Here is a 20,252-nt window from a genome sequence, read left to right on the forward strand (position 1 = left end):
CGCCCTTCCTCATTCAACCCGGACGGACCTTTCATGGACGTGGACTTTTCACCGATCATCGAGAACTGGCGTTTCTTCGCCGGCGGGCTGGGCATCACCGTGCTGCTCAGCGTGGTCAGCGCGGTGACCAGCATCCTGTCGGGGCTGGTGATCGCGCTGCTGCGTCTCTACGGCCCACGCTGGCTCAGCACCGTGCTGGTTTTTTACGTCGACACCATGCGCGCCATCCCCATCCTGGTGGTGCTGGTGTGGATTTACTTCGCCTTCCCGTTGCTGGCCGGCGTGACCTTTCCGCCCTTCTGGGCCGCACTGGTGGGGCTGACGCTGCACATCGCGGCTTACGCGTCCGAGATCATCCGCGCCGGCATTGAATCGATACGGCCCGGGCAGACGCGCGCCGGGCTGGCGCTGGGCATGTCGCGCGCGCAGATTTTGCGCAAGATCATCCTGCCTCAGGCCACCATCCGCATGCTGCCGGCCTTCGGCTCGGTGCTGACCATGGCCATCAAGGACACGGCCATCGCCACCGTGATCGCCGTACCCGAGCTGATGCACCGCGCCGAAACCGTGGCCGGCCAGAGCTACCGGCCGGTGGAGGTGTTCACGGCCGTCATGGTGCTGTATTTCCTGGTGCTGTTCCCGGTCACCCGCGTCGTCGACCGCATGTACCAAAAACTCGCACACCTGGGGCGCTCATGAACTTCGACTGGAACGTCATCTGGACGCACCGCGGCGCGCTGTGGGACGGCGCGCTCATGACCGTGGGCCTGACGGTGCTGACCATGCTGCTGGCCGTGCCGGGCGGCATATTGCTGGCGCTGATGCGCCTGTCGTCGAACAAGCTGCTGAGTTCGGCCTCGCTGGCTTTCGTGGAATTTTTCCGCAACCTGCCGCTGATCCTGGTGATCTACTGGGCCTTCTACGTGATGCCCATCGCCTTCGACGTGCAGTTCTCCGCGCTCACGACGGCGCTGGTCGCGCTGGTGCTCAACATCTCGGCCTACAACGCCGAGACCTTCCGCGCCGGCATCAACTCCATCCGCAAGGGCCAGATGGAAGCGGCCCTGGCCATGGGCATGTCGCGCCGACAGGCCATGTTCAAGGTGGTGATCCCGCAGGCGGCGCGCCGCATCCTGCCGGTGCTGGCGAGCACCTGGATTTCGCTGTTCAAGGACACCTCGCTGGTGTCGGTGATCGCCGTCAGCGAGCTCGCCTACACCTCGATGCAGATACGCGCCCAGACCTTCCGGGTGCTGGAGATGCTGACCGCCATGGCCGCGATCTACTGGCTGATGGGCTACCCCCAGGCAAAACTCGTGGACTGGATCCACAAAAAATACGGAGTCAAGGAATGACATCAGCTACCCCACAAAACACCGGTGCCGCCGCCGCGGTACCACGCAAGGGCGCAGGGCAGCCGCCCGTGCTGGTCTACGAAGACGTGCGCAAGCTGTACGGCGATTTTGTGGCGCTCAACGGCGTCTCGCTGCAGGTCAACAAAGGCGAGGTCATGTGCCTGATCGGGCCCTCGGGCTCGGGCAAGTCGACGCTGCTGCGCTGCACCAACGCGCTCGAGACCCTGAACGGCGGGCGCGTGCTGCTGGACGGCATCCCGCTGCCGACGCGCGAAACCGAGGTGCGCAAGGTGCGCCAGCGCATGGGCATGGTGTTCCAGAGCTTCGAGCTGTTCCCGCACAAGACGGCGCTGGACAACGTGGCCATGGGCCCCATCACCGTGCTAGGCATGAGCGAGGCCGACGCGCGCAAACGCGCGATGGTGCTGCTCGAAAAAGTCGGGCTGGAATCCAAGGCCGGCAACTTCCCGGCCAATCTCTCGGGCGGCCAGCAGCAGCGCGTGGCAATTGCCCGCGCGCTGGCAATGGAGCCGGAGGTGATGCTGTTCGACGAGCCGACTTCGGCACTGGACCCGGAAACCGTGGGCGAAGTGCTCAACGTGATGAAGAAGCTGGCCCAGGAAGGCATGACCATGATCGTCGTCACGCACGAAATGAGTTTTGCCCAGCGCGTGGCGAACTGGGTGGTGGTGTTTGAAAACGGCGCCATCCTGGAAGAAGGCCCGCCCGCGCAGATCTTCGAGAACCCCACGGTCGCGCGCACGCGCGACTTCCTCGGCCATCTGGGATGGAACGGCTGAGCACCATCCCCCCTTGTCCGCATTTTTTCTTTTCTTACCCCCTGACTTTTCATGAAAATCACCAACGCCCGCGTCATCGTCTGCAGCCCCGGCCGCAACTTCGTCACCCTCAAGATTGAAACCGACGAAGGCCTGACCGGCATCGGCGACGCCACACTCAATGGGCGCGAACTCGCCGTCGTGAGCTACCTGACCGAACACGTCATCCCCTGCCTGATTGGCCGCGACGCGCACCAGATCGAGGACATCTGGCAATACCTCTACAAGGGCGCCTACTGGCGGCGCGGCCCGGTGACCATGAGCGCGATCGCCGCGGTGGACACCGCCCTCTGGGACATCAAGGCCAAGGCCGCCGGCCTGCCGCTGTACCAGCTACTGGGCGGACGCAGCCGCAACGGCGTGATGGTCTACGGCCACGCCAACGGCAGCGACATCGCCCACACGGTGGACGAGGTGCTGCGCTACAAGGAAATGGGCTACCAGGCGATACGCGCGCAGAGCGGCGTGCCGGGCCTCGAAAAAGTCTACGGTGTGGGCAAGGGCAGCATGTTTTACGAGCCGGCCGACGGCAACCTGCCCAGCGAGCACGACTGGAGCAGCGAAAAATACCTGCTGCACACGCCGAAACTGTTCGACGCGGTGCGCCAGGCCGTGGGCCCGGACATCCATCTGCTGCACGACGCGCATCACCGGTTGACGCCCATCGAAGCCGGCCGGCTCGGCAAATCGCTGGAGCCTTTTCACCTGTTCTGGCTGGAGGACGCGACGCCGGCCGAAAACCAGGAGGCTTTCCGCCTGATCCGCCAGCACACCACCACGCCGCTGGCCGTGGGCGAGATCTTCAACACGATCTGGGATTGCAAGGACCTGATCCAGAACCAGCTGATCGACTACATCCGTGCGACTGTCGTGCATGCCGGCGGCATCACGCATTTGCGGCGCATCGCCGACTTCGCCTCCATGCACCAGGTGCGCACCGGTTGCCACGGCGCGACCGATTTGTCACCGGTGTGCATGGGCGCGGCGCTGCACTTCGACACCTGGGTGCCCAACTTCGGGGTGCAGGAATACATGCGCCACACCGAGCAGACCGACGAGGTCTTCCCGCACAGCTACCGCTTCGACAAGGGTTTCATGCACTGCGGCGAGACACCAGGCCACGGCGTGGAGATCGACGAGAAGCTGGCCGCCAAATACCCTTACCAGCGCGCTTACCTGCCGGTGAACCGCTTGCAGCATGACGGCACTTTGTGGAATTGGTGACTGGCTCCCCCCTGCTGGCGCTCACTTCGTGTAGCGCCCCCTCCCCTCAAGGGGACGGGCGCCTACGGCCGGGCAAAGCCCGTTCCGGGCCCCCACTGGGAAAGAATAAGAATCGCGCCGACTCTCCCGGCTAGGAGAGGCTTAGGCCAGGATCGTGGCTAAGCTGGCTTCGAGGTGCTCGGACGGCAGGCGCTTGAAGCCTGAGCGGGCAAAACGCTGCAGGCGGCCGACCATAAAGGCGACGATCACCGAGGCGCGGACCTGGGCGTCTACCGTGGGGGTGGCGGCGCCGCTGGCGGCTGCCGCGTCGCGCAGGCTTTGTTTGAGGCTGGATTCCAGTTTGTCGAAGAACTGGTTCATGCGTTCCTGCAGGCGCTCGTTTTCAAACACCAAGGCATCGCCGACCATGACGCGGGTCATGCCGGGATTTTTTTCGGCGAACTGCAGCACCATGACCACCAGCTTGCGGGTGCGGACCGAGTGGTCGGGTTCGCGTTCGCCGATCTGGTTGATCAGGGTGAAAACGGTTTGCTCGATGAATTCGATCAGGCCTTCGAACATTTGCGCCTTGCTGGCGAAATGGCGATACAACGCGGCTTCGCTCACTTCCAGCCTGGCAGCCAGGGCCGAGGTGGTGATGCGTTCGGCGCCCGGCTGCTCCAGCATGGTCGCCAGGGCCTGCAGGATCTGGACCCGGCGCTCCCCCGGTTTGGGGCGCTTGCGCACCGCAGGCTCGGCGGATGCTGGCGTGGCCTGGGGGCTCAGTTCGGATTCAGACGCTAAGTCGGACATAGGCGATGGATGGAGAATGTTTCAAAAAACCGGAAATCGTTGCAATTGATTCTCGCACAGGGAAGTGACGGATCAGGGCTTGCGATGCCTGGGTTTTACTGCGTGAGGCGAAGCTACAACGTTCTCTTTCGTAACAGCGAGCGCTCACTGTGGCTGGCGGACTACAAACTCAGGCGGACCCGCAATCCGCGCGGGCCGGAGGCCTCGGTACCGCCGTCGCCCAACTCCAGCTGGGAATGGTGGACGCGGGCAATTTCGCTGGCGATGGCCAGGCCCAGGCCGTTGCCCTCGCCCTCCGTGCCCTGGACCCGGTAAAAGCGCTGCAAGGCCCTGGCGCGCTCGTGCGGCGCGATGCCCGGGCCGTCGTCCTCGACCTCCAGGAACACCCCGGAGCGCCGTTGGCCGGGGTCCAGCCTGTCGTCCGGCGGCACGCCGGGGCCGCAGCGTATGGTGACGGTGCCGCCGGCCGGCGTGTACTTGACGGCGTTGTCCACCAGGTTGCCCAGCAGTTCGCGCAGCAGCCATTCGTAACCCGTGGCCTGGGCGGGCTGGGCCTCCAGCCCCAGGTCTATGCCCTTGCGGGCGGCGGCGTCCAGGTGCAGCGGAAGGATGGATTCGCACAAATCCTTCAGGTCCACCCGCTGCATGGGCTGGGCGGCGGCCGCCGAGGCGTCGGCGCGCGACAGCGCCAGCAGCTGGTTGGCCAGCTGCGAGGTGCGGCGGGTCGCGTTGCGCAGCTTGATGATTTTGTCGGCCGACAGCGTGACGGCGCCATCCGAACCCGCGGCCTGCGCGACCTTGGCGGCCTGCGCCCAGGCCTCGACCTGCGCCTGCAGCCCGGCCAGCGGCGTGCGCAGCTGGTGCGCGGCGTCGGCCACAAACCGGCGCTGGCCCTCGGCCTGGTCGTTCACCAGGCTGAACAGCCGGTTCAGCGCGCTGACCAGCGGCTGGACCTCGGCGGGCGTGGTCTGCGGGTCGATGGCGCTCAGGTCGCGCGGGCTGCGGCGCTCCACCGCGTCCTTGAGCTCGATCAGCGGCTTGAGGGCCCGCGTGACGGCCCAATTGAGCGCGAAGCCCGCGGCCAGCACCAGGATGAGGTTGGGCAGCAGCACCTTGATCAGCACGGAGCGCACCCACTGCTGGCGCGGGTCGGAGCCGTCGGCCAGTTGCACGATCAGCTCACCCGCGGCCGTGTTGACGCGCTGGGCCGCGATGCGGTAGGTCACGCCCTTGTGTTCGATGCTGTGGAATTCGGTCTCATGTGTGGCCGGCAGCAGGTCGGGGATCCAGGCCTCGCCGGCCATGAATTCGCCCTGGGCGTCGGAAATCCGGAAGCCGGCGGAACCGGTGCGGGCCTTGAGGAAATCGTCCACCGCCGGCGCCAGCAGCAGCAGGGGCTCGCGCCCCCCGGGCGTGATGCCGGGCCCCACCACGGAATCGGCCAGCAACGGGATCAGCCGCGCCAGCTGCTGGTCTTTTTGCAGCGCGACGTTGCCGGCGGTCTGGTAATCGAAGTACACGCTGATCAGCGCAAAAATCCCCAGCGGCACCAGCAACAGCAGCAGCAGGCGGCGCTGCAGGCCGGACTTCATGGCCGGCGGCACCAGGCGGCTGTTGCCGGTTCGAGTGGCCAGGGCGGCCAGGCGGGCCTTCAGGCGGTCGGCCCAGGGACGGCCGGGGGCGTCCATGCGCCGGCGCTTACTCGGCGCCCGCGCCGGGCATGCCGGGCGCGGCTTCCGTCAGTTCCAGGCGGTAGCCAAAACCGCGAATCGAGCGCACGGCGATGCCGTGCGGCTCGAGCTTGCCGCGCAGGCGCGAGATGTAGACCTCGATGGCGTTGGGCGTGATTTCCTTGTCCCAGCCGGTCATGGCCTGCAGGAGCTTGTCCTTGCTGGCGGGTTTGGGGGCGTTGATCAACAGGTATTCCATCACCGTCCACTCGCGCGGGCCGAGTTCTATCAGCTGGCCGTTGGCGCGGGCCTCGCGATTCGCGGTATCCAGCTCCAGCGCGCCGAAGCTCAGGGTGGCGCTGGTGGCGGCCTGCGAACGGCGCAGCAGCGCGCGCAGGCGCGCCAGCAATTCGGGCAGCTCGAAGGGCTTCACCATGTAGTCGTCGGCACCCAGGTCCAGCCCTTGCACGCGGTCTTGCAGCGCGTCGCGCGCGGTCAGGATCAGCACCGGCATGGTCAGGCCGCCGCGGCGCAGGCGTCGGGTCAGCTCCAGCCCGTCGATGCGCGGCAGGCCGATGTCGATGATGGCGGCGTCAAAGGTCTCGCCCTGCAGGACTTCCTCGGCGCGTTCGGCGCTGCCGACCCAGTCGACCGCATAACCGGCGTCGCTGAGCCCCAGCTTGATGCCGCTGGCCACCATCACGTCGTCTTCAACCAGTAGGAGTCGCATCACGAATTGTCCGGTTCGCTGCCAATGCTCTTTATATAGAGAGGGGCGCGCTGTCTGCTCTTGTTCTTTTCAGCGCCACGCCAGCCCGCAGTCTGACAGAGTCGCACTTTCACCAGGCTGACGGCGGCCGCCGGCCTCGCGGCGATTTTTTCAGTGCGATCTGATCATGGTGCCGTAGGCCTGGTCGGTCAGGATTTCCAGCAGCATGGCGTGCGGCACCCGGCCGTCGATGATGTGCACCGAGTTCACGCCGCTCTTGGCCGCGTCCAGCGCGCCTTCGATCTTGGGCAGCATGCCGCCCGAGATGGTGCCGTCGGCGAACAGCTCGTCGATCTCGCGGGCGCTCAGGTCGGTGAGCAGCTCGCCGGCCTTGTTGAGCACGCCGGGCGTGTTGGTCAGCAGCACCAGCTTCTCGGCTTTCAGCACCGTGGCCAGCTTGCCGGCCACCACGTCGGCGTTGATGTTGTAGCTCTCGTTTTCCTCGCCGAAGCCTATGGGGCTGATCACCGGGATGAAGGCGTCGTCCTGCAGCGCCTTGACCACGCTGGGGTCTATGCTGACGATGTCGCCGACAAAGCCGATGTCGTGCTCCTTGGTCGGGTCGTCCTTGTCGACCATCTTGAGCTTTTGCGCGCGGATCAGGCCGCCGTCGCGCCCGGTCAGGCCCACGGCCTTGCCACCGGCCTGGTTGATCAGGCCGACGATGTCCTGCTGCACCTGGCCGGCCAGCACCCATTCGACGACTTCCATGGTTTCCTCGTCGGTGACGCGCATGCCCTGGATGAAGTGGCCTTTTTTACCCAGGCGGTTCAGCGCCGCCTCGATCTGCGGGCCGCCGCCGTGCACCACCACCGGGTTCATGCCCACCAGCTTGAGCAGCACCACGTCCTCGGCGAAGTCGGCCTGCAGGGCCGGGTCCGTCATGGCGTTGCCGCCGTATTTGATGACCAGGGTCTTGCCGTGGAACTTGCGGATGTAGGGCAGCGCCTGGGCCAGGATTTCGGCCTTGTCGCGCGGGCCGACGTGGGAGAGGTCAGGATCAGTCATGGGGGTGTCGCTCATGGCCAAAGGTCTAAAAAGGGAGGATGGCGCAATTGTGCAGCATTGCCGACACCCGGGGCCGGTCAGCGCAGGGTGGTCAGGTAGGCCGGGTCGAAGCGGCCGGGCCGGTAACCGAAGTCGCTGGTCGCATCCTGGTGGTCGAACACCAGGTCGGCCTGCATGCGCAGGGCCATGTCGGCCGTCAGGTGCGCAAAGCGCGGATGCAGGCGCGCCAGCCGCACGGCGATGCGGAAGGCCCAGATCGGGACGGGGATGAACACCGGCCTGCGGCCCAGGGTTTCAAAGATGCGCCGCACCATGTCGACATAGGCCAGCGTCTCGCCGCCGCTGAGGTTGTAGGCCTTGTTGCGGCTGGCGGGCGCGTCCAGGCTTTGCACGCAGGCCAGGGCCAGGTCGCGCGCATGCACCGGCTGGCGGCGGCCCAGGGCCTGGCCGAAGCGCGGGAAAAAGCCGAAGCGGCGTATCAGCCGCGCGATGTCGGCCACGTTGCGGTCCCCGCCGGCGCCGCCGTAGATCAGTGTGGGCCGGAAGATCGTCCAGGCCATACCCAGGCGCCCGCATTCCGCCATCAAGTGCTCTTCGGCCGCGATGAGCTTGTTGACGACCTCCAGCTCATACGGGCTGGCCGAGGCCAGCTTGGTGAAGCGGCTGGTTGAACTGAAAGCAATCACGCGCCGCACGCCGCGCGCGTGGAACTTCTCGAGCCAGCCCGGCAGCAGCCACAGGCTGGCGGTGTGGATCAGGGTACCGGCCTCGACGGAAGGCAACTCTTGCACAGGCTTGGCCAGATCCGTCTCGAACCAGGCGAGGCCCGGCACGCGATCTTCCTGGGCCGGAGGCTGGCGCCCCAAGGCCCGCACCTGAAAGCCGCGCTGCAGCAACAAGGCAAGCAGCAGCGATCCGATGGTACTCGTGCGTCCCGTCAGAAATACGGCATCAGACGCGGCGTTTGTCATGTGCGGCCCTGCCGGAAATACCGGGCGGTTTCTTTCAGCGCATCATCCACATCCACGGGGGGAATCCATCTCAGGACGCGCTGCGTTTTCGAAATGTCCACCTGCAGCGAATCGCACAGCCGCTGAATGACGGCCTCCTGCCCCACCAGCCGAGCCCCGGCCCTGAGCACCATGACCGGCACCGGAATAAGCCTGGCGGGCCTGCCCAACGCCGCCCCCGCGCGGCGCAGCAACCCTGAGATCGAAAGGTCTTCGCCGTCGCTGGCCAGGAACACCTGGTTGGCGGCGGCGGGATGCTGCACACAAATCGCGATGAGGTCTGCCAGGTTGTCCAGTGCCACGAAGCTGCGCCGGTTGGGCAGAGCGCCCAGCGGCAAGGGCCATCCCTTGAGCAGCCAATGCATCATGGAGCGGAAGTTGGCCTTCACCCCCCGCCCGTATACCAATACGGGGCGGATGATCACGACTTCCAGCCCGGTCTCGGCGGCGAGCTTTAACAAACCTTGTTCGGCTTCATATTTGGAAATGCCGTAAGGGTCGGTGGGATGCGGCACATCGTCGGCGCAGAAGGGCTGGCCCACAGGCGTTACCTCGCCATTGACCTTGATGGAACTGATAAAAACAAAACGCCGCACACCCGCGGCTGCGGCCTGCCGCGCGAGGTTCAAGGTCAGGGCCACATTGGTCCGGCGAAATTCAGCCAGGGGATCCGCTGCGACTTCCCGCATCAAATGGACACGCGCCGCAAGATGAACCACGCTGTCCACGCCATCCAGCGCCTCGGCCCAATCCGTCTTCTCGTCAATTTCGTCCATTGACAGGAACTCGAATCCATCCACAGAGGCAACACGCTTGTGTCGTGCAACCCCGCGCACCCGATAAGCCCTCGCCGCCAGATCAGGACAGACAGCCGATCCTATAAAGCCGTTGGCACCGGTCACCAGAACCGTCTTCCCCGTCCCCGCCGGTGCGGCAGGCTGCGCCGTGCCGGCTTTGCGGGCCTGCGCGCCGGTTGCCGTGGTTCTCTTGTCGAGCCCGGCATCAGGCCGGCTGCTGAATACACCGCCCCACTTGCGCCAGTAAAGCCAACCAGAGCGGACGGTCACCAGCCTTGACCTCCATGAACGATGCGTGTCCCGTGCCCATTGATGCACGACCCTGACCTTGGGGACATAGATGACGCGCGCCACCTGCAGCGCCCTGCGGCCTATATCCGCATCTTCGTAATGCAGGAAGTAGTCCGGGTCAAACCCCTTGATTTGCCGCAGCACGCTGGTCCGGAAAAACATGCAGGCACCCGTCGGGTACTCCACGTCAAAGATCGGCTTGTCATAGTCACAGTCCAGCATCTCAAATTCAGCAAGCGTCGGCTTGAACCACGATTGCAGCCATTTGGGGGAAAAGCTCCGCAGGAACATCACCAGCAAAGTGGGATGGCGCTTGCAGAGGAAGTGCCGCTCCCCGTCTTCGCCGAATACCGCCGGCGTCAACAGCCCCGTCTCGGGGTTGTCTTCAAGGAAACGCAATGCTTCCCGCAGCGCGTCGGGTGCCAGGAACAAATCCGGGTTCACCACAAGGTGATAGTCCGAACGGACTTCTTCAATGACGAGGTTGTTGCCCCTTCCGTATCCCACATTGCCGGGCGAGCGCAGCAGATGCACCGCCCAGTCGGGCATGGCGGCGCGGCGTGCCTCGAGCCATTCGCCAAGATGCTGGTGCAGGGCAGCGTCGCAGGAGTTGTCAACGAGCGTCAGCTCCAGCAGCAGCTCGCGATCCTCTCTGGCCACACGCCCGGCTTCCTGCAAGGCGAACAGCGTGCGCTCCAGCGTTGCCAGATCCGGTTTGTAGAGCACCAGCGAGGCGCTTAAAGAAAGACGTGTCAATTTTTTTCCTGGGCGCTGTCCGCGTCGGTACGGAGAATGATTCTGGCGGGAACGCCAACCGCAATCGCATGGGGAGGCACGTCCTGCAATACCACGGCATTGGCACCGACTTTGGCGTGGTCCCCGATGGTGACGCGGCCGATCACCTTGGCTCCCGCGCCAAGGACCACATGGTTGCCGATGACCGGCCGCAGCGATACGGTAAAGCCGTTGTCCGGCTCCGCCGTGCCCAGGGTGACGCCTTGCAGGATGGTGACATTGTCGCCAATCTTTTCGGCACCCAGCACTGTTCCCACGGTATGCGGCAAAAACAGCCCGCCGCCTATCTTCACCTGGGGGGATGATTCGATACCGAAAACGGCGACATTGGCCATGGTGAACAGTTTGGCCACCACCCCCAGCCGCCGCTCAAAGAAAAATTCCGCCAGGCGAATCAAGACCACCGGTGCCATGCGCGGGTTGAAGCAGCTTCCGACCAGCCTGAGGGTGGAAACCGGCCCGGTATGGCCGATAAATCGCTGGTAACGCTCGATGTCCGCCCGTAGATTTTTCACAGCACCACCCTTTTGTAAGCGACCAGGGACGCGGCGGCCACCGCCGGCCCCACCAGCAGGCACAACCATTGCTCAATGGTCCAGTCCTGCGCGGCCCCCGCACCCGTCAACGCCAGTGCCACCAGGGGAAGAGTTGCCGCCAGCAGGAAAGGCCAGATCTGCCTGCGCCGCATCAACGGATTTTTGTATCCCGCGTATTCCACCACAAACACCAGGTAAAGAAAGTTCGGCAGCACGAATGCCCAGGCCAGCGCCGCGAGGGAAGAAAAGCCCACAAGCGCGAACTTGACGGTGGCGAGGAGGCCGAGATTGAGCGCCAGGTCGGAGACAAGCAACACGCGTGAATTCCGGGTGGCAAGAATCATGGTTCCATAGACCCATGAAATGCTGCGGCAAAGCACCGCGACCACCAGCACGGCAAGGACCTGCCCGGACGGCTGGAACTCCGCGCTGTACAGCAGCTTGATCAGCGGAGCCTTCAAAAGGACCATGCCATAACAAACCAGCACACCACCGGCCATGACCAGGTAGGCGGTTTTGAGCATGCAGGCCTTCTGGCTTTGAGCATCAGTGGCCCGGGTCAGCAGCGGAAGGTAAATCGCGCTGCAGGCGGTCAGGAACAGCGTGGTGTAGTTAAAGGTCAATGTCCACCCCGCATCGAACAGGCCGGCAAAGGCCAGGCCGCGCGCTTCGATCACCCAGGACCGGATCAACAGCAATGCCAGGGTGGTGGAAAGCGCCGCCGCAAGGTTGGACAGCGCGAACCTCAGAAAGACGCGGCTTTCGGCCTTGGCCAGCCGCGGCGCCGGCAACACGAGGGCCGGCCGGGGCAAACGCGAGATCCCGAACAGGCCCGCGAGGCAGGTGACGCCGAAGCACACCACAAAAGACATGGACAGCACAAAGGGATCGGGCGGCAAGCGCCGCCACCATGCAAGCGCCAGCAGCATCACGAGTGCCGCGGGCCCGGCTATCTGCGCCAGGGCAAGGTAGGGATAGGAGCGATAGCCATTGAGCACCGCCAGCGCATAGGTCCCGGCGACATTGAGCAGCACGGCCAGCGCGAGCCAGCGCACCGTGGCCACGAGCGCGGGTGCACCGGATGACAGGAAAAACTGGGTCAGCGCAGGCGCGGCGGCGAGTATTGCCAGCACCACCATGACGCCGGACGCACCGACAAGGCGTGCCGCCGTCGCGCGGAATTGCCTGCGTGCCGCTTCTTCCGAACGCTCTGACAAGCCCTGAACGACGGAATTCGTGCCGCCAAACGTCGCCCCCACCGTGGCAGCTTGGGCCATCTGCCTGAGCTGCGAGAAAAGCCCGACGCCTTCCGGGCCCATCCACAGCGCAACGGCCTTGAAGCTGAGCAGCCACAAAAAGGCCGAACCGAACACGCCCGCCGTGCTGATCAGGATTCCGCCCCTGAGGCTTGGAGAAGACGTGCTCATGGGGCCGCGCCGGCGTCAGCCGCCACGCTGCGGTGCCGAGTGCGAGCGCAGGCGCGTCAGCAATAGGCCCCATATAAAGAACGCAAAAATCCCCGGGTAGGGCTGCCGCAAGGTCACCTTGAAATTGCTGTCCACCAGCACCATGAACGCCACCAATGCCGCAAGCCACCAGGTCTGCCCCTGCAGCGTTTTTCGGGAACGGAAAAACAGCCAGGCGGTAAAGACCATCAGCGCCAGGAGCGGCACAAGCGGCACCAAACCGAAGTTGTAGACAAAATCAAGGTACCAGTTGTGGGCGCTGGTCTTGACCTCGCGCGGCGGCGGTTCCACATGCCCGAGCAGCATGGTGCGGCTGCTCTCGCTGATGCCGTCGCGATAAAGCTTCCAGTCGCCAAGCCGATGCGTCACATTGATGGGCATCTTCCCGTTGGCCAGGGTCTGGAATTTCCCCAGGTACTGGCCGCTATCGCCAATGATGCTGGTGTTCTTCTCGGCCAGGCCGTAATAAAGCGCCACCACCAATCCGGCGGCCACGATACCCGCGCCAAACAGGACGAAGCCAATCAAGCGCCCGGTTTGCTGTTGCCACATCCTTCGCGCAAAAAACGCGATGACAAACACGCTGTAAAGCCCTATGGCCAGGAAAGATGCGCTGGCAATGGCGTAGATACCCATGGCGACGGTCAGGAAGCGCAATGCCGCCTTGTGCTCGCTCCACAAATGAACCATGACCAGACAGAATGCCACCACAAAAATGACAGGCACGAACTGGAAGTGCTGGTAAATGCTGAACAGGTACAGGTTATGCGTCAAGGTCAGAGTCTTCTGCCACCAACCCGCGAGGATCTGCAACGGAACCACCAGCAGCAGCACCCACATGAAGGCTCTCGGAATGATGTTTTCCTCGTCGCGCACCAGTTGCCCGAGAATCAGGCCCATCGTCGGCAGCAGGAATTGCAGTGCGATCAGCACTTTTCTCTGTTGCATCGTCTGATCGGCCCCGGCGAACAGCAGGGAAACCAGGATCAATGCGGAAAATGACCCAATGAACAATACCGCCGGAAGGGCCTGCCGGTAGTTCCTGGCAAGGGCCAGTGTCCCGAACAAACAGCCGATGATCGAGATCGGCAAGGGCAACTTGCTGAGCACGCCGCCTGAATCCGTCACGGCCTCCAGGTTGTGGTAAATGCCGCCGGAGAGCTGGATGAACAGAGGAAACAGCAGGGCAATGGCAATAAGCCAGAGTGTCAGAGGATTGTTTCTGGATGGCATGGTTTTTTGGTATCAACGGCCCTGAACAATTAGCCCGCGGGCCATCGCGAAGCCAGGAATCTTGCGGCTTATTTTTTCCAGACCGTCCGGTTGATGTAGTCCACATAACTAAGCACCACGCGCGTCACCTGCTTGGACACAGGCCCGGTCTGGTAATCGTCCACCACCCGCATACGGGGGCCCGCAGCTGCATGCTGCGACATGACGACCTGGATCGCCTCCAACACGCGTTCTTTACGCAGGCCGCTCATGACCAGCGTTCCCACGTCCATGCCTTCGGGGCGCTCGTGCGCGTCGCGTATGGTGACGGCCGGCAGGTTCAGCAGGGAAGCCTCTTCCGTGATCGTGCCGCTGTCGGAGATCACGCAGGCCGCGCCCATCTGCAGCTTGATGTAGTCGAAAAAACCGAAGGCCTTGGAGAACTGGATCAGCGGGTCAAACGTTGCGCCTTCCAGCAGGTCCAGCCGCTTGCGGGTGCGCGGATGGGTGGAGACGATGACCGGCATCTTGTATTTGCCGGCCAGCGCATTCAGCGTATCCACCAGGTCCCGCAGGTTTGCCGGCGTATCCACGTTTTCTTCGCGGTGCGCGCTGACGACAAAGAACTCCCGCGCCTTCAGGCTCAGCCGGTCCATCACGTCCGACTTCTCGATCTGCGGCATGTAGTGCGCCAGCACCTCGCACATATGCGAGCCGGTCTTGATGATGGTTTCGGGGCGTATGCCTTCGGCGATCAGATACCTGCGGGCATGCTCAGTCAGAACCATGTTGATGTCGCTCAAATGGTCGAGCACCTTGCGATTGAGCTCTTCCGGGACACGCTGGTCGAAACAGCGGTTGCCGGCTTCCATGTGGAAAACAGGCACCTTGCGGCGCTTGGCGGCAATGACGGCCAGGCAGGTGTTGGTGTCGCCGTAAAGCAGGATCGCGTCGGGCTTCTCAAGCACCAGCACGTCGTCGGCCTTTTCAATGACCGAGGCGATGGTCTTGGCCGCCGTTTCGCCGGCCACCTCCAGGAAATGGTCGGGCTTGCGGATGCCGAGATCGTCGAAAAAAACCTGGTTGAGCTCGTAGTCGTAGTTCTGGCCGGAATGCACTAGCACATGGTTGACCTGCGCGTCGAGTTCTGCGATCACCCGGCTCATCTTGATGAGCTCGGGCCGGGTCCCTACCAGCGTCATGACCTTAAGCATGCAGCGCCTCACGCACTTCCGCGAGTTTCATCAACGTGGCCTTGACGCCGTCGATGTCCAGGCGTTCCGTGTTGTGCGAGGTGTAGTCGTCCAGCTCGGAAATGTGCGCCTCGCCCTCGACGAAATACTTGTCGTAATTGAGGTCGCGGTTGTCCGCGGGGATCCGGTAATAACGCCCCATATCCTCGGCCTTCGCCATTTCTTCGCGCGAGATCAGCGACTCGTAGAGTTTCTCGCCGTGCCGCGTGCCGATGATCTTCACCGGTTTGTTGTCGCCGAAAAGCTGCTGCAGGGCCGCCGCAAGGTCGGCCACCGTGGAGGCCGGGGCCTTCTGTACAAACAGGTCGCCCTGCTGGGCATGTTCAAACGCATGCAGCACCAGGTCGACCGAGTCCTCCAGGGACATCAGGAAGCGCGTCATGTTGGGATCGGTGACGGTCAGCGCCTTGCCCGCCTTGATCTGGTTGATGAACAGCGGGATCACCGATCCGCGGGACGCCATCACATTGCCGTAGCGTGTTGAACAGACCACCGGACCCGAAGCCGAAATGGTGCGCGACTTGGCCACGGTGAGTTTTTCGGCCATGGCTTTGGAGATGCCCATGGCATTGATCGGATAGACCGCCTTGTCCGTGCTTAACACCACGACGCGTTTGCAGTTATTGGCAATGGCCGCGTTGAGCACGTTTTCGGTGCCCAGCACGTTGGTTTTCACCGCTTCCATCGGATAGAACTCGCACGAGGGCACCTGCTTGAGTGCCGCCGCGTGGAACACATAGTCCACGCCCCTCAAGGCGTCGTTCACGCTCTGGTATTCGCGGACGTCGCCGATGTAGAACTTGACTTTGTCATTGTTCAGCGCGATTCGCATGTCTTCCTGCTTCTTTTCGTCGCGGCTGAAGATCCGGATTTCGGAGAAATCGGAGTCAAGAAAACGCTGAAGCACGGCGTTGCCGAAAGAGCCGGTCCCGCCGGTAATCAGAAGTACTTTATTTTTGAACATGGAAAACTTTCAATATTATTTTTCCGACGCATGCATCACGCGCACCATGCTTTCCCACGAAGGCGCCCGGTAACCCGTCGCCTGGCGGAAACGCGAAGAATCGAGGGACCGGTCTATCACCAGCGCGTCGTCCGGCAGCACATCGATGGCCTTCCCATACTGCGCGGCCACCAGCTTCAGGAGGTCGAATTTGCTGATGGGCGCGGACGACACATGGTAAAGGCCATGCAGCGAAACATCGGGTAACACAACGTCGCGCATGACCCGCGCCAGCTCGATAGCGGTCATGCCTGAAAAAATACTGCGCCTGAAACCATGAACCGAGCCCTGCTGGGCCAGAAACCAGTCCACCAGCGCGCGGCTGGAATTGAGCTCACGCCCGATGATGGAGGTTCTCAGGGTCACCGCATGCGCGGCGTCGCGCAGCTCGCCGATGTATTTGGATTTTCCGTACAAATCCTCGGCATCGGACGGGTCGTCCTCCGTGTACATGCCCTTGCGGCCGGAAAATACGCAATCCGTGCTGACGTGCACCAGCCGGACCTTGCCGGGCGCGCACAAGGACGCCAGGCGATGGGGCAGCATCGCGTTGATGGGCAGCACCACCAGGGGGTCTTCCACGTGCTCCTTCTGCTTGATCAGGCCAACACAATTGATGACCGCGTCCGGGCGCACGCGCTCGAAAGCCGCGCGGAGGGCCGTCTCATCAAGAACGTCCACCCCGGTCAGGATCCGGCGCTGCTGGGCGGGCGAAAAATAGGGCAGGAGGGCTTCGTTACGCACAAGGCCCCAGACTTCATGGGGCGCGTGTCCATCAAACTCCCGAAACACCGCACTGCCCAGCATGCCGCTTGCGCCGAGTACCAGTACACGCATCTGTCATCACCCTTTCAAGCCAGAGCGGCGCGCCTGCAGTATGTCCACAAGCCGTCCAATCTGGCGATTCATATCAAAATTTTCGTCGAACCACGCCCGCCCTCTTTGCCCCATGGCTTCCCTCGTGGAAAGCGGCAGGGCATGCATGCGGCGTATGCAATCGGCCAGGGCCTGCGCATCTTCAGGTGCGCACACCATGCCGGCCCCGGCATCTTCCACCACCTTGCCGCCCTCCCCCTGCAAGGCCGCGACAATCGGGCGCCCCGCGGCAAGATAGGCCTGTATTTTGCTCGGCACGGTATGGGCGAGCACCCCGCCGCCCTTCAGCGTCACCAGCAGGGCCGAGGCCTGGCGGAACAGTTCCGGCATGGATTCGGCCGGAAAACGCCCGGGCAAGTCCAGATTATCCAGCTTTAAAAGGGTTTTTTGGCCCTGGACCCACTCCAGCATGCTGCCGCTGCCTACCAGCACCAGGCAAATCTGGGGCTCATCCCGCAGCAATACGGCGGCCTGCACCACGGTTTCGAGCGCCTGCGCTTTTCCCAGGTTGCCGGCAAAGACCACACAAAATTTCTGCGCCAAACGGCTGGAGAGCTCCGGCGGCAGCGCGTCCGGCGCCCCTGCCGGCAAGTCGGGATCCACGGAGTTCGGGAAATAAACGAATTTTTCGGGGTCGGCGTAAGTGGCTGTGGGCTCCTGAAAAGCCCTTGATTGAAGCAGCAGCGTGTCGCTGCGAGCATAAATCCAGCGCACCAGCCCGCCAACAGCCTTTAGCACCGAGGTATTCCGGATAAAACCGGTCGCCGACAGGCTCTCGGGCCACATGTCCTGCACCCACACGGCGAGATGGGCCCGTTTCAGCCATTTCAGCAGGATCGCGGGGATCACCTGGGTGATCGGCGAAGGCGCAAACACCAGGATGGCATCAAAGGAGCGCCCCCGCAGCAGCCAGGGAAAGCACAGCAGGCCGGAAACCACAAAAGACAGGTAGTTCAGGGCCAGATTGACGCCGCCGCCCCGCCCCCGGGGCCAGATCGGCACCCGAACCACATCCACCTGGTCCAGGAAGCGCTCTCGCACCATGCCGCCGGCACGGTATCCCGGGAATACCCGGCCATCCGGGTAATTGGGCTTGCCCGTGGCCACCACCACCTCGTGACCGCGTTCCGCTAGCTTGCGGACGAAATCGCTGATGATGAAATTTTCAGGCCAGAAATATTGCGAGACAACAAGCAGTTTCATGGAAGAGGCTTGGCGCCGACAATCCGGCGGTACAGATCCAGGTATCGCATGATTATCGTGGGCCAGGCGTACTTCGCCTGGACAAAGGCCTTGGTCCGCAGGCCGATCTGCCTGAGCTCATCCGCATCGCCCAGCAGCGCCAGCAAGCCTGCCGCGAGGCCTTCGGTGCTTGCGGGAACCACCAGGCGCGGATCAAGCGCGGCGATCTCGTCGAAGCCGCACTGGTCGGTCAACAGCACCGGGGTGCCGCTGATGCCGGCCTCCAGCGCCACGATGGACATGGCCTCCTGGCGCGACGGCACGACGAGCAATTGGGCGGATTGATAGGCGCCGGCCTTGTCCTGACCGTCCAGGTGTCCCAGGAAATGGACTCGATCAGCAAGACCCAAATGCCTCGTCCGCTCACTCAACCCGGCCAACATGCCGCCATCAGGCCCTACGAAAACCAGATGGTGACGAGGAAATCGACCAGAGATCTGCGCGAATGACTCCAGCAGGAGATCGGGCCCCTTGATCGGATTCAATCGCCCCACAAACAAAATAATGGGCTCATCGGCAAGCCCATGCTTGCGTAAAAAGCCAGTTCGATCAACGGCCTGAAAATCCTCTTCAGCGACGCCGTTGGGGATCACCGTCACGCTGGAAGCGGGGATGCCATAGGCTTCAAACTGTGAAAGTTCGCTGGGGGTCACCGCAATCCATCCGGCGGCATGGCGGATGATGGAATTTCCCACGGCCAGGTTATACAAGCGCTTGAGCCACGCCGACCGGCCAAACAGCGGCAACGCGCCTGCGGGGCACACCACGTAAGGTTTCCCAGCCGCACGCGCGGCCACGTAGACCAACACATTGAGTATTCCCCAATGGCCGATCAGGTGAACCATGTCAGCGTCATCCACCAGCTTGCGAACAGTCCCCCAGCTGGGACGGGGAACGTAAAACCGCCGCCAGAGGCATTCCAGCGYCACCACGGTTGCCGGCGCCAAGGCGTCAATGCGCTCCTGATCCAGTCCGATACGAAGCGTCAGCACCGTGCAGGAAAAACCGGACCTCCCGAGAGAGCGGCTCATTTGAAATGTCCTCTCGGCAGTGCCTCCACCACTCCTCAGGCTGAGGGCCGAACTCACATTCAGGATACGCACTAGGAGTCCGCCTTTCCAGGCCCACTCAGGTGCTCCGCGCGATACCAGGCTATGTAGCGCGACAAGCCCTCGTCGAAAGCCACAGGCCGCAAAAAGCCCAGGGAAAGCAGTTTCCCCGGGTCGTAGATGCAATACGGATTTGTATTGTTTTTTCGCAAGGCGCGCAGGGCCAGCGACAACACCCACGGGGGAAAGAAGAGGCCCGGCCACAACGGCCCGGCAATGCCCAAACCCCGCCTCATTGCCCGATCAACGCTTGAAAATTCATTGGACGGCGCATCATCGTCGGAGATGATAAATACCTCGCTCCGCAGAGCCAGCGCGGGGTTGGCCAGGAACGTGATCGCTCCGACCACGTTGTCGACGTAGACCAAATTCATGCGTCGCCGGCCAAAAAAAACGGACTTGAAATCATTGCGCAACCGCGAGCCGTTCACCAGGTCATGCGCGAGCTTCCTCAAGTTCTGCCCGCCAGGTCCAAATACCGCGGTAGGGCGAAGCACCGCAGTGTCATAGCCATCACGACTCGCAGAAAGAACAGCGTCCTCCACCTTCAGTTTGCTTATTGCATAAGACGTTACCGGGCGGCATGGGCTCGATTCCGTCACGCGCCGATCCGCGGTGCGGCCGACAACATCCGCCGTGCTGCAATGAATAAGCCGGGATACCTTGGCCGACCTGCAGGCAGTCAGTAAGTTATGAATGGCCGAAAGATTCGCTTCTTCCGCGTCGCCCCGCAGGTAAACAAGGTTGACCACCGTGCAGTCCGCCTCGAGAAACTCATCCAGCGAAGCCGGCTCAAGCAGGTCGCCTCGAACAATCTCAACTTCAGGGGGGAAGGCCGCCCGGGCACTTTCAAAATGAGCAGGCCGAGACAATATTTTTATCCTGTTGCCGCCTTGCCGCAGCAAAGCTTGCACGAGGTGGGAGCCTATAAAGCCCGAGGCGCCGGTAATTGCGATGGTTTTCAAGGCGACATCAATTCAATCAACTTCCTGCCGGCACGGGGCA

19 protein-coding genes are annotated in these 20,252 nt (G+C 63.0%); 4 read left to right on the plus strand and 15 right to left on the minus strand.

Annotated elements, in window-relative coordinates:
* Nucleotides 1-33: 33 nt before the first annotated feature.
* Genes AC1D1Y_RS13625 through manD form a run of 4 tightly spaced genes read left to right on the plus strand, consistent with a single transcriptional unit; the run spans nucleotide 34 to nucleotide 3,418 of the window.
* A complete protein-coding gene (locus tag AC1D1Y_RS13625) occupies nucleotides 34-699 on the plus strand; it encodes an amino acid ABC transporter permease (protein WP_477682794.1) in 666 nt (221 codons plus the stop codon).
* Nucleotides 696-1,355 (plus strand): amino acid ABC transporter permease, encoded by a 660-nt coding sequence (locus tag AC1D1Y_RS13630; protein ID WP_477678330.1) that lies wholly within the window; start codon nucleotides 696-698, stop codon nucleotides 1,353-1,355. Before AC1D1Y_RS13625 ends, AC1D1Y_RS13630 begins: the two co-directional genes overlap by 4 nt.
* Entirely contained in the window at nucleotides 1,352-2,155 is an 804-nt protein-coding gene (locus tag AC1D1Y_RS13635) for an amino acid ABC transporter ATP-binding protein (RefSeq protein WP_477682795.1), read from the plus strand. The genes AC1D1Y_RS13630 and AC1D1Y_RS13635 overlap by 4 nt, the downstream gene beginning before the upstream one ends.
* 51 nt (nucleotides 2,156-2,206) lie before the next feature.
* Nucleotides 2,207-3,418, plus strand: coding sequence for a D-mannonate dehydratase ManD (manD, locus tag AC1D1Y_RS13640; RefSeq protein ID WP_477682796.1), 1,212 nt, complete (start codon nucleotides 2,207-2,209; stop codon nucleotides 3,416-3,418).
* Between the two features lie 141 nt (nucleotides 3,419-3,559).
* On the opposite strand, the gene slmA is transcribed toward manD, so the two are convergent.
* From slmA to AC1D1Y_RS13715, 15 genes are all read right to left on the minus strand, one after another.
* Entirely contained in the window at nucleotides 3,560-4,210 is a 651-nt protein-coding gene (slmA, locus tag AC1D1Y_RS13645; RefSeq protein ID WP_477652870.1) for a nucleoid occlusion factor SlmA, read from the minus strand.
* A gap of 161 nt (nucleotides 4,211-4,371) precedes the next feature.
* Nucleotides 4,372-5,802, minus strand: a complete 1,431-nt coding sequence (locus AC1D1Y_RS13650; RefSeq protein ID WP_477682842.1) for an ATP-binding protein — start codon at nucleotides 5,800-5,802, stop codon at nucleotides 4,372-4,374.
* A 106-nt stretch (nucleotides 5,803-5,908) separates the two neighbouring features.
* On the minus strand, nucleotides 5,909-6,610 hold the full coding sequence (locus tag AC1D1Y_RS13655) for a response regulator (RefSeq protein WP_436156323.1): 702 nt from the start codon (nucleotides 6,608-6,610) through the stop codon (nucleotides 5,909-5,911).
* A gap of 150 nt (nucleotides 6,611-6,760) precedes the next feature.
* Entirely contained in the window at nucleotides 6,761-7,657 is an 897-nt protein-coding gene (gene argB / locus AC1D1Y_RS13660; protein ID WP_477682797.1) for an acetylglutamate kinase, read from the minus strand.
* Between the two features lie 77 nt (nucleotides 7,658-7,734).
* Nucleotides 7,735-8,628, minus strand: a complete 894-nt coding sequence (locus AC1D1Y_RS13665; RefSeq protein WP_477682798.1) for an NAD-dependent epimerase/dehydratase family protein — start codon at nucleotides 8,626-8,628, stop codon at nucleotides 7,735-7,737.
* A complete protein-coding gene (locus tag AC1D1Y_RS13670; protein WP_477682799.1) occupies nucleotides 8,625-10,511 on the minus strand; it encodes an NAD-dependent epimerase/dehydratase family protein in 1,887 nt (628 codons plus the stop codon). The genes AC1D1Y_RS13665 and AC1D1Y_RS13670 overlap by 4 nt, the downstream gene beginning before the upstream one ends.
* Complete coding sequence (locus AC1D1Y_RS13675; RefSeq protein WP_477682800.1) at nucleotides 10,508-11,065, minus strand: serine O-acetyltransferase; 558 nt, start codon at nucleotides 11,063-11,065, stop codon at nucleotides 10,508-10,510. The genes AC1D1Y_RS13670 and AC1D1Y_RS13675 overlap by 4 nt, the downstream gene beginning before the upstream one ends.
* Nucleotides 11,062-12,513: an MATE family efflux transporter gene (locus tag AC1D1Y_RS13680; RefSeq protein ID WP_477682801.1), complete on the minus strand. Its 1,452-nt coding sequence runs from the start codon at nucleotides 12,511-12,513 to the stop codon at nucleotides 11,062-11,064. The genes AC1D1Y_RS13675 and AC1D1Y_RS13680 overlap by 4 nt, the downstream gene beginning before the upstream one ends.
* 15 nt (nucleotides 12,514-12,528) lie before the next feature.
* Complete coding sequence (locus AC1D1Y_RS13685) at nucleotides 12,529-13,644, minus strand: hypothetical protein (protein ID WP_477682802.1); 1,116 nt, start codon at nucleotides 13,642-13,644, stop codon at nucleotides 12,529-12,531.
* 209 nt (nucleotides 13,645-13,853) lie between these two features.
* Nucleotides 13,854-14,978, minus strand: coding sequence for a non-hydrolyzing UDP-N-acetylglucosamine 2-epimerase (gene wecB, locus AC1D1Y_RS13690; RefSeq protein ID WP_477682803.1), 1,125 nt, complete (start codon nucleotides 14,976-14,978; stop codon nucleotides 13,854-13,856).
* The gene (locus AC1D1Y_RS13695; protein ID WP_477652862.1) at nucleotides 14,971-15,981 is read right to left on the minus strand and encodes a polysaccharide biosynthesis protein; all 1,011 of its coding nucleotides are present in this window, start codon (nucleotides 15,979-15,981) and stop codon (nucleotides 14,971-14,973) included. The genes wecB and AC1D1Y_RS13695 overlap by 8 nt, the downstream gene beginning before the upstream one ends.
* Before the next feature lie 15 nt (nucleotides 15,982-15,996).
* A complete protein-coding gene (locus tag AC1D1Y_RS13700; protein WP_477652861.1) occupies nucleotides 15,997-16,857 on the minus strand; it encodes a dTDP-4-dehydrorhamnose reductase family protein in 861 nt (286 codons plus the stop codon).
* Between the two features lie 6 nt (nucleotides 16,858-16,863).
* Entirely contained in the window at nucleotides 16,864-18,099 is a 1,236-nt protein-coding gene (locus tag AC1D1Y_RS13705; RefSeq protein ID WP_477682804.1) for a glycosyltransferase family 4 protein, read from the minus strand.
* A complete protein-coding gene (locus AC1D1Y_RS13710) occupies nucleotides 18,096-19,241 on the minus strand; it encodes a glycosyltransferase family 4 protein (protein ID WP_477682805.1) in 1,146 nt (381 codons plus the stop codon). Before AC1D1Y_RS13710 ends, AC1D1Y_RS13705 begins: the two co-directional genes overlap by 4 nt.
* The gene (locus AC1D1Y_RS13715) at nucleotides 19,241-20,212 is read right to left on the minus strand and encodes an NAD-dependent epimerase/dehydratase family protein (RefSeq protein WP_477682806.1); all 972 of its coding nucleotides are present in this window, start codon (nucleotides 20,210-20,212) and stop codon (nucleotides 19,241-19,243) included. Before AC1D1Y_RS13715 ends, AC1D1Y_RS13710 begins: the two co-directional genes overlap by 1 nt.
* Nucleotides 20,213-20,252: the final 40 nt, after the last annotated feature.

Source organism: Polaromonas sp. P1_G1, assembly GCF_056405595.1.

What these genes read in the sequence shown, in the direction of transcription:
- slmA (WP_477652870.1), bottom strand. Translation starts at nt 4,210, where the DNA reads ATGTCCGACTTAGCGTCTGAATCCGAACTGAGCCCCCAGGCCACGCCA.
- AC1D1Y_RS13650 (WP_477682842.1), bottom strand. Translation starts at nt 5,802, where the DNA reads ATGAAGTCCGGCCTGCAGCGCCGCCTGCTGCTGCTGTTGCTGGTGCCG.
- AC1D1Y_RS13665 (WP_477682798.1), bottom strand. Translation starts at nt 8,628, where the DNA reads ATGACAAACGCCGCGTCTGATGCCGTATTTCTGACGGGACGCACGAGT.
- AC1D1Y_RS13655 (WP_436156323.1), bottom strand. Translation starts at nt 6,610, where the DNA reads ATGCGACTCCTACTGGTTGAAGACGACGTGATGGTGGCCAGCGGCATC.
- AC1D1Y_RS13705 (WP_477682804.1), bottom strand. Translation starts at nt 18,099, where the DNA reads ATGAAACTGCTTGTTGTCTCGCAATATTTCTGGCCTGAAAATTTCATC.
- AC1D1Y_RS13695 (WP_477652862.1), bottom strand. Translation starts at nt 15,981, where the DNA reads ATGTTCAAAAATAAAGTACTTCTGATTACCGGCGGGACCGGCTCTTTC.
- wecB (WP_477682803.1), bottom strand. Translation starts at nt 14,978, where the DNA reads ATGCTTAAGGTCATGACGCTGGTAGGGACCCGGCCCGAGCTCATCAAG.
- AC1D1Y_RS13680 (WP_477682801.1), bottom strand. Translation starts at nt 12,513, where the DNA reads ATGAGCACGTCTTCTCCAAGCCTCAGGGGCGGAATCCTGATCAGCACG.
- AC1D1Y_RS13630 (WP_477678330.1), top strand. Translation starts at nt 696, where the DNA reads ATGAACTTCGACTGGAACGTCATCTGGACGCACCGCGGCGCGCTGTGG.
- AC1D1Y_RS13625 (WP_477682794.1), top strand. Translation starts at nt 34, where the DNA reads ATGGACGTGGACTTTTCACCGATCATCGAGAACTGGCGTTTCTTCGCC.
- AC1D1Y_RS13700 (WP_477652861.1), bottom strand. Translation starts at nt 16,857, where the DNA reads ATGCGTGTACTGGTACTCGGCGCAAGCGGCATGCTGGGCAGTGCGGTG.
- manD (WP_477682796.1), top strand. Translation starts at nt 2,207, where the DNA reads ATGAAAATCACCAACGCCCGCGTCATCGTCTGCAGCCCCGGCCGCAAC.
- argB (WP_477682797.1), bottom strand. Translation starts at nt 7,657, where the DNA reads ATGACTGATCCTGACCTCTCCCACGTCGGCCCGCGCGACAAGGCCGAA.
- AC1D1Y_RS13635 (WP_477682795.1), top strand. Translation starts at nt 1,352, where the DNA reads ATGACATCAGCTACCCCACAAAACACCGGTGCCGCCGCCGCGGTACCA.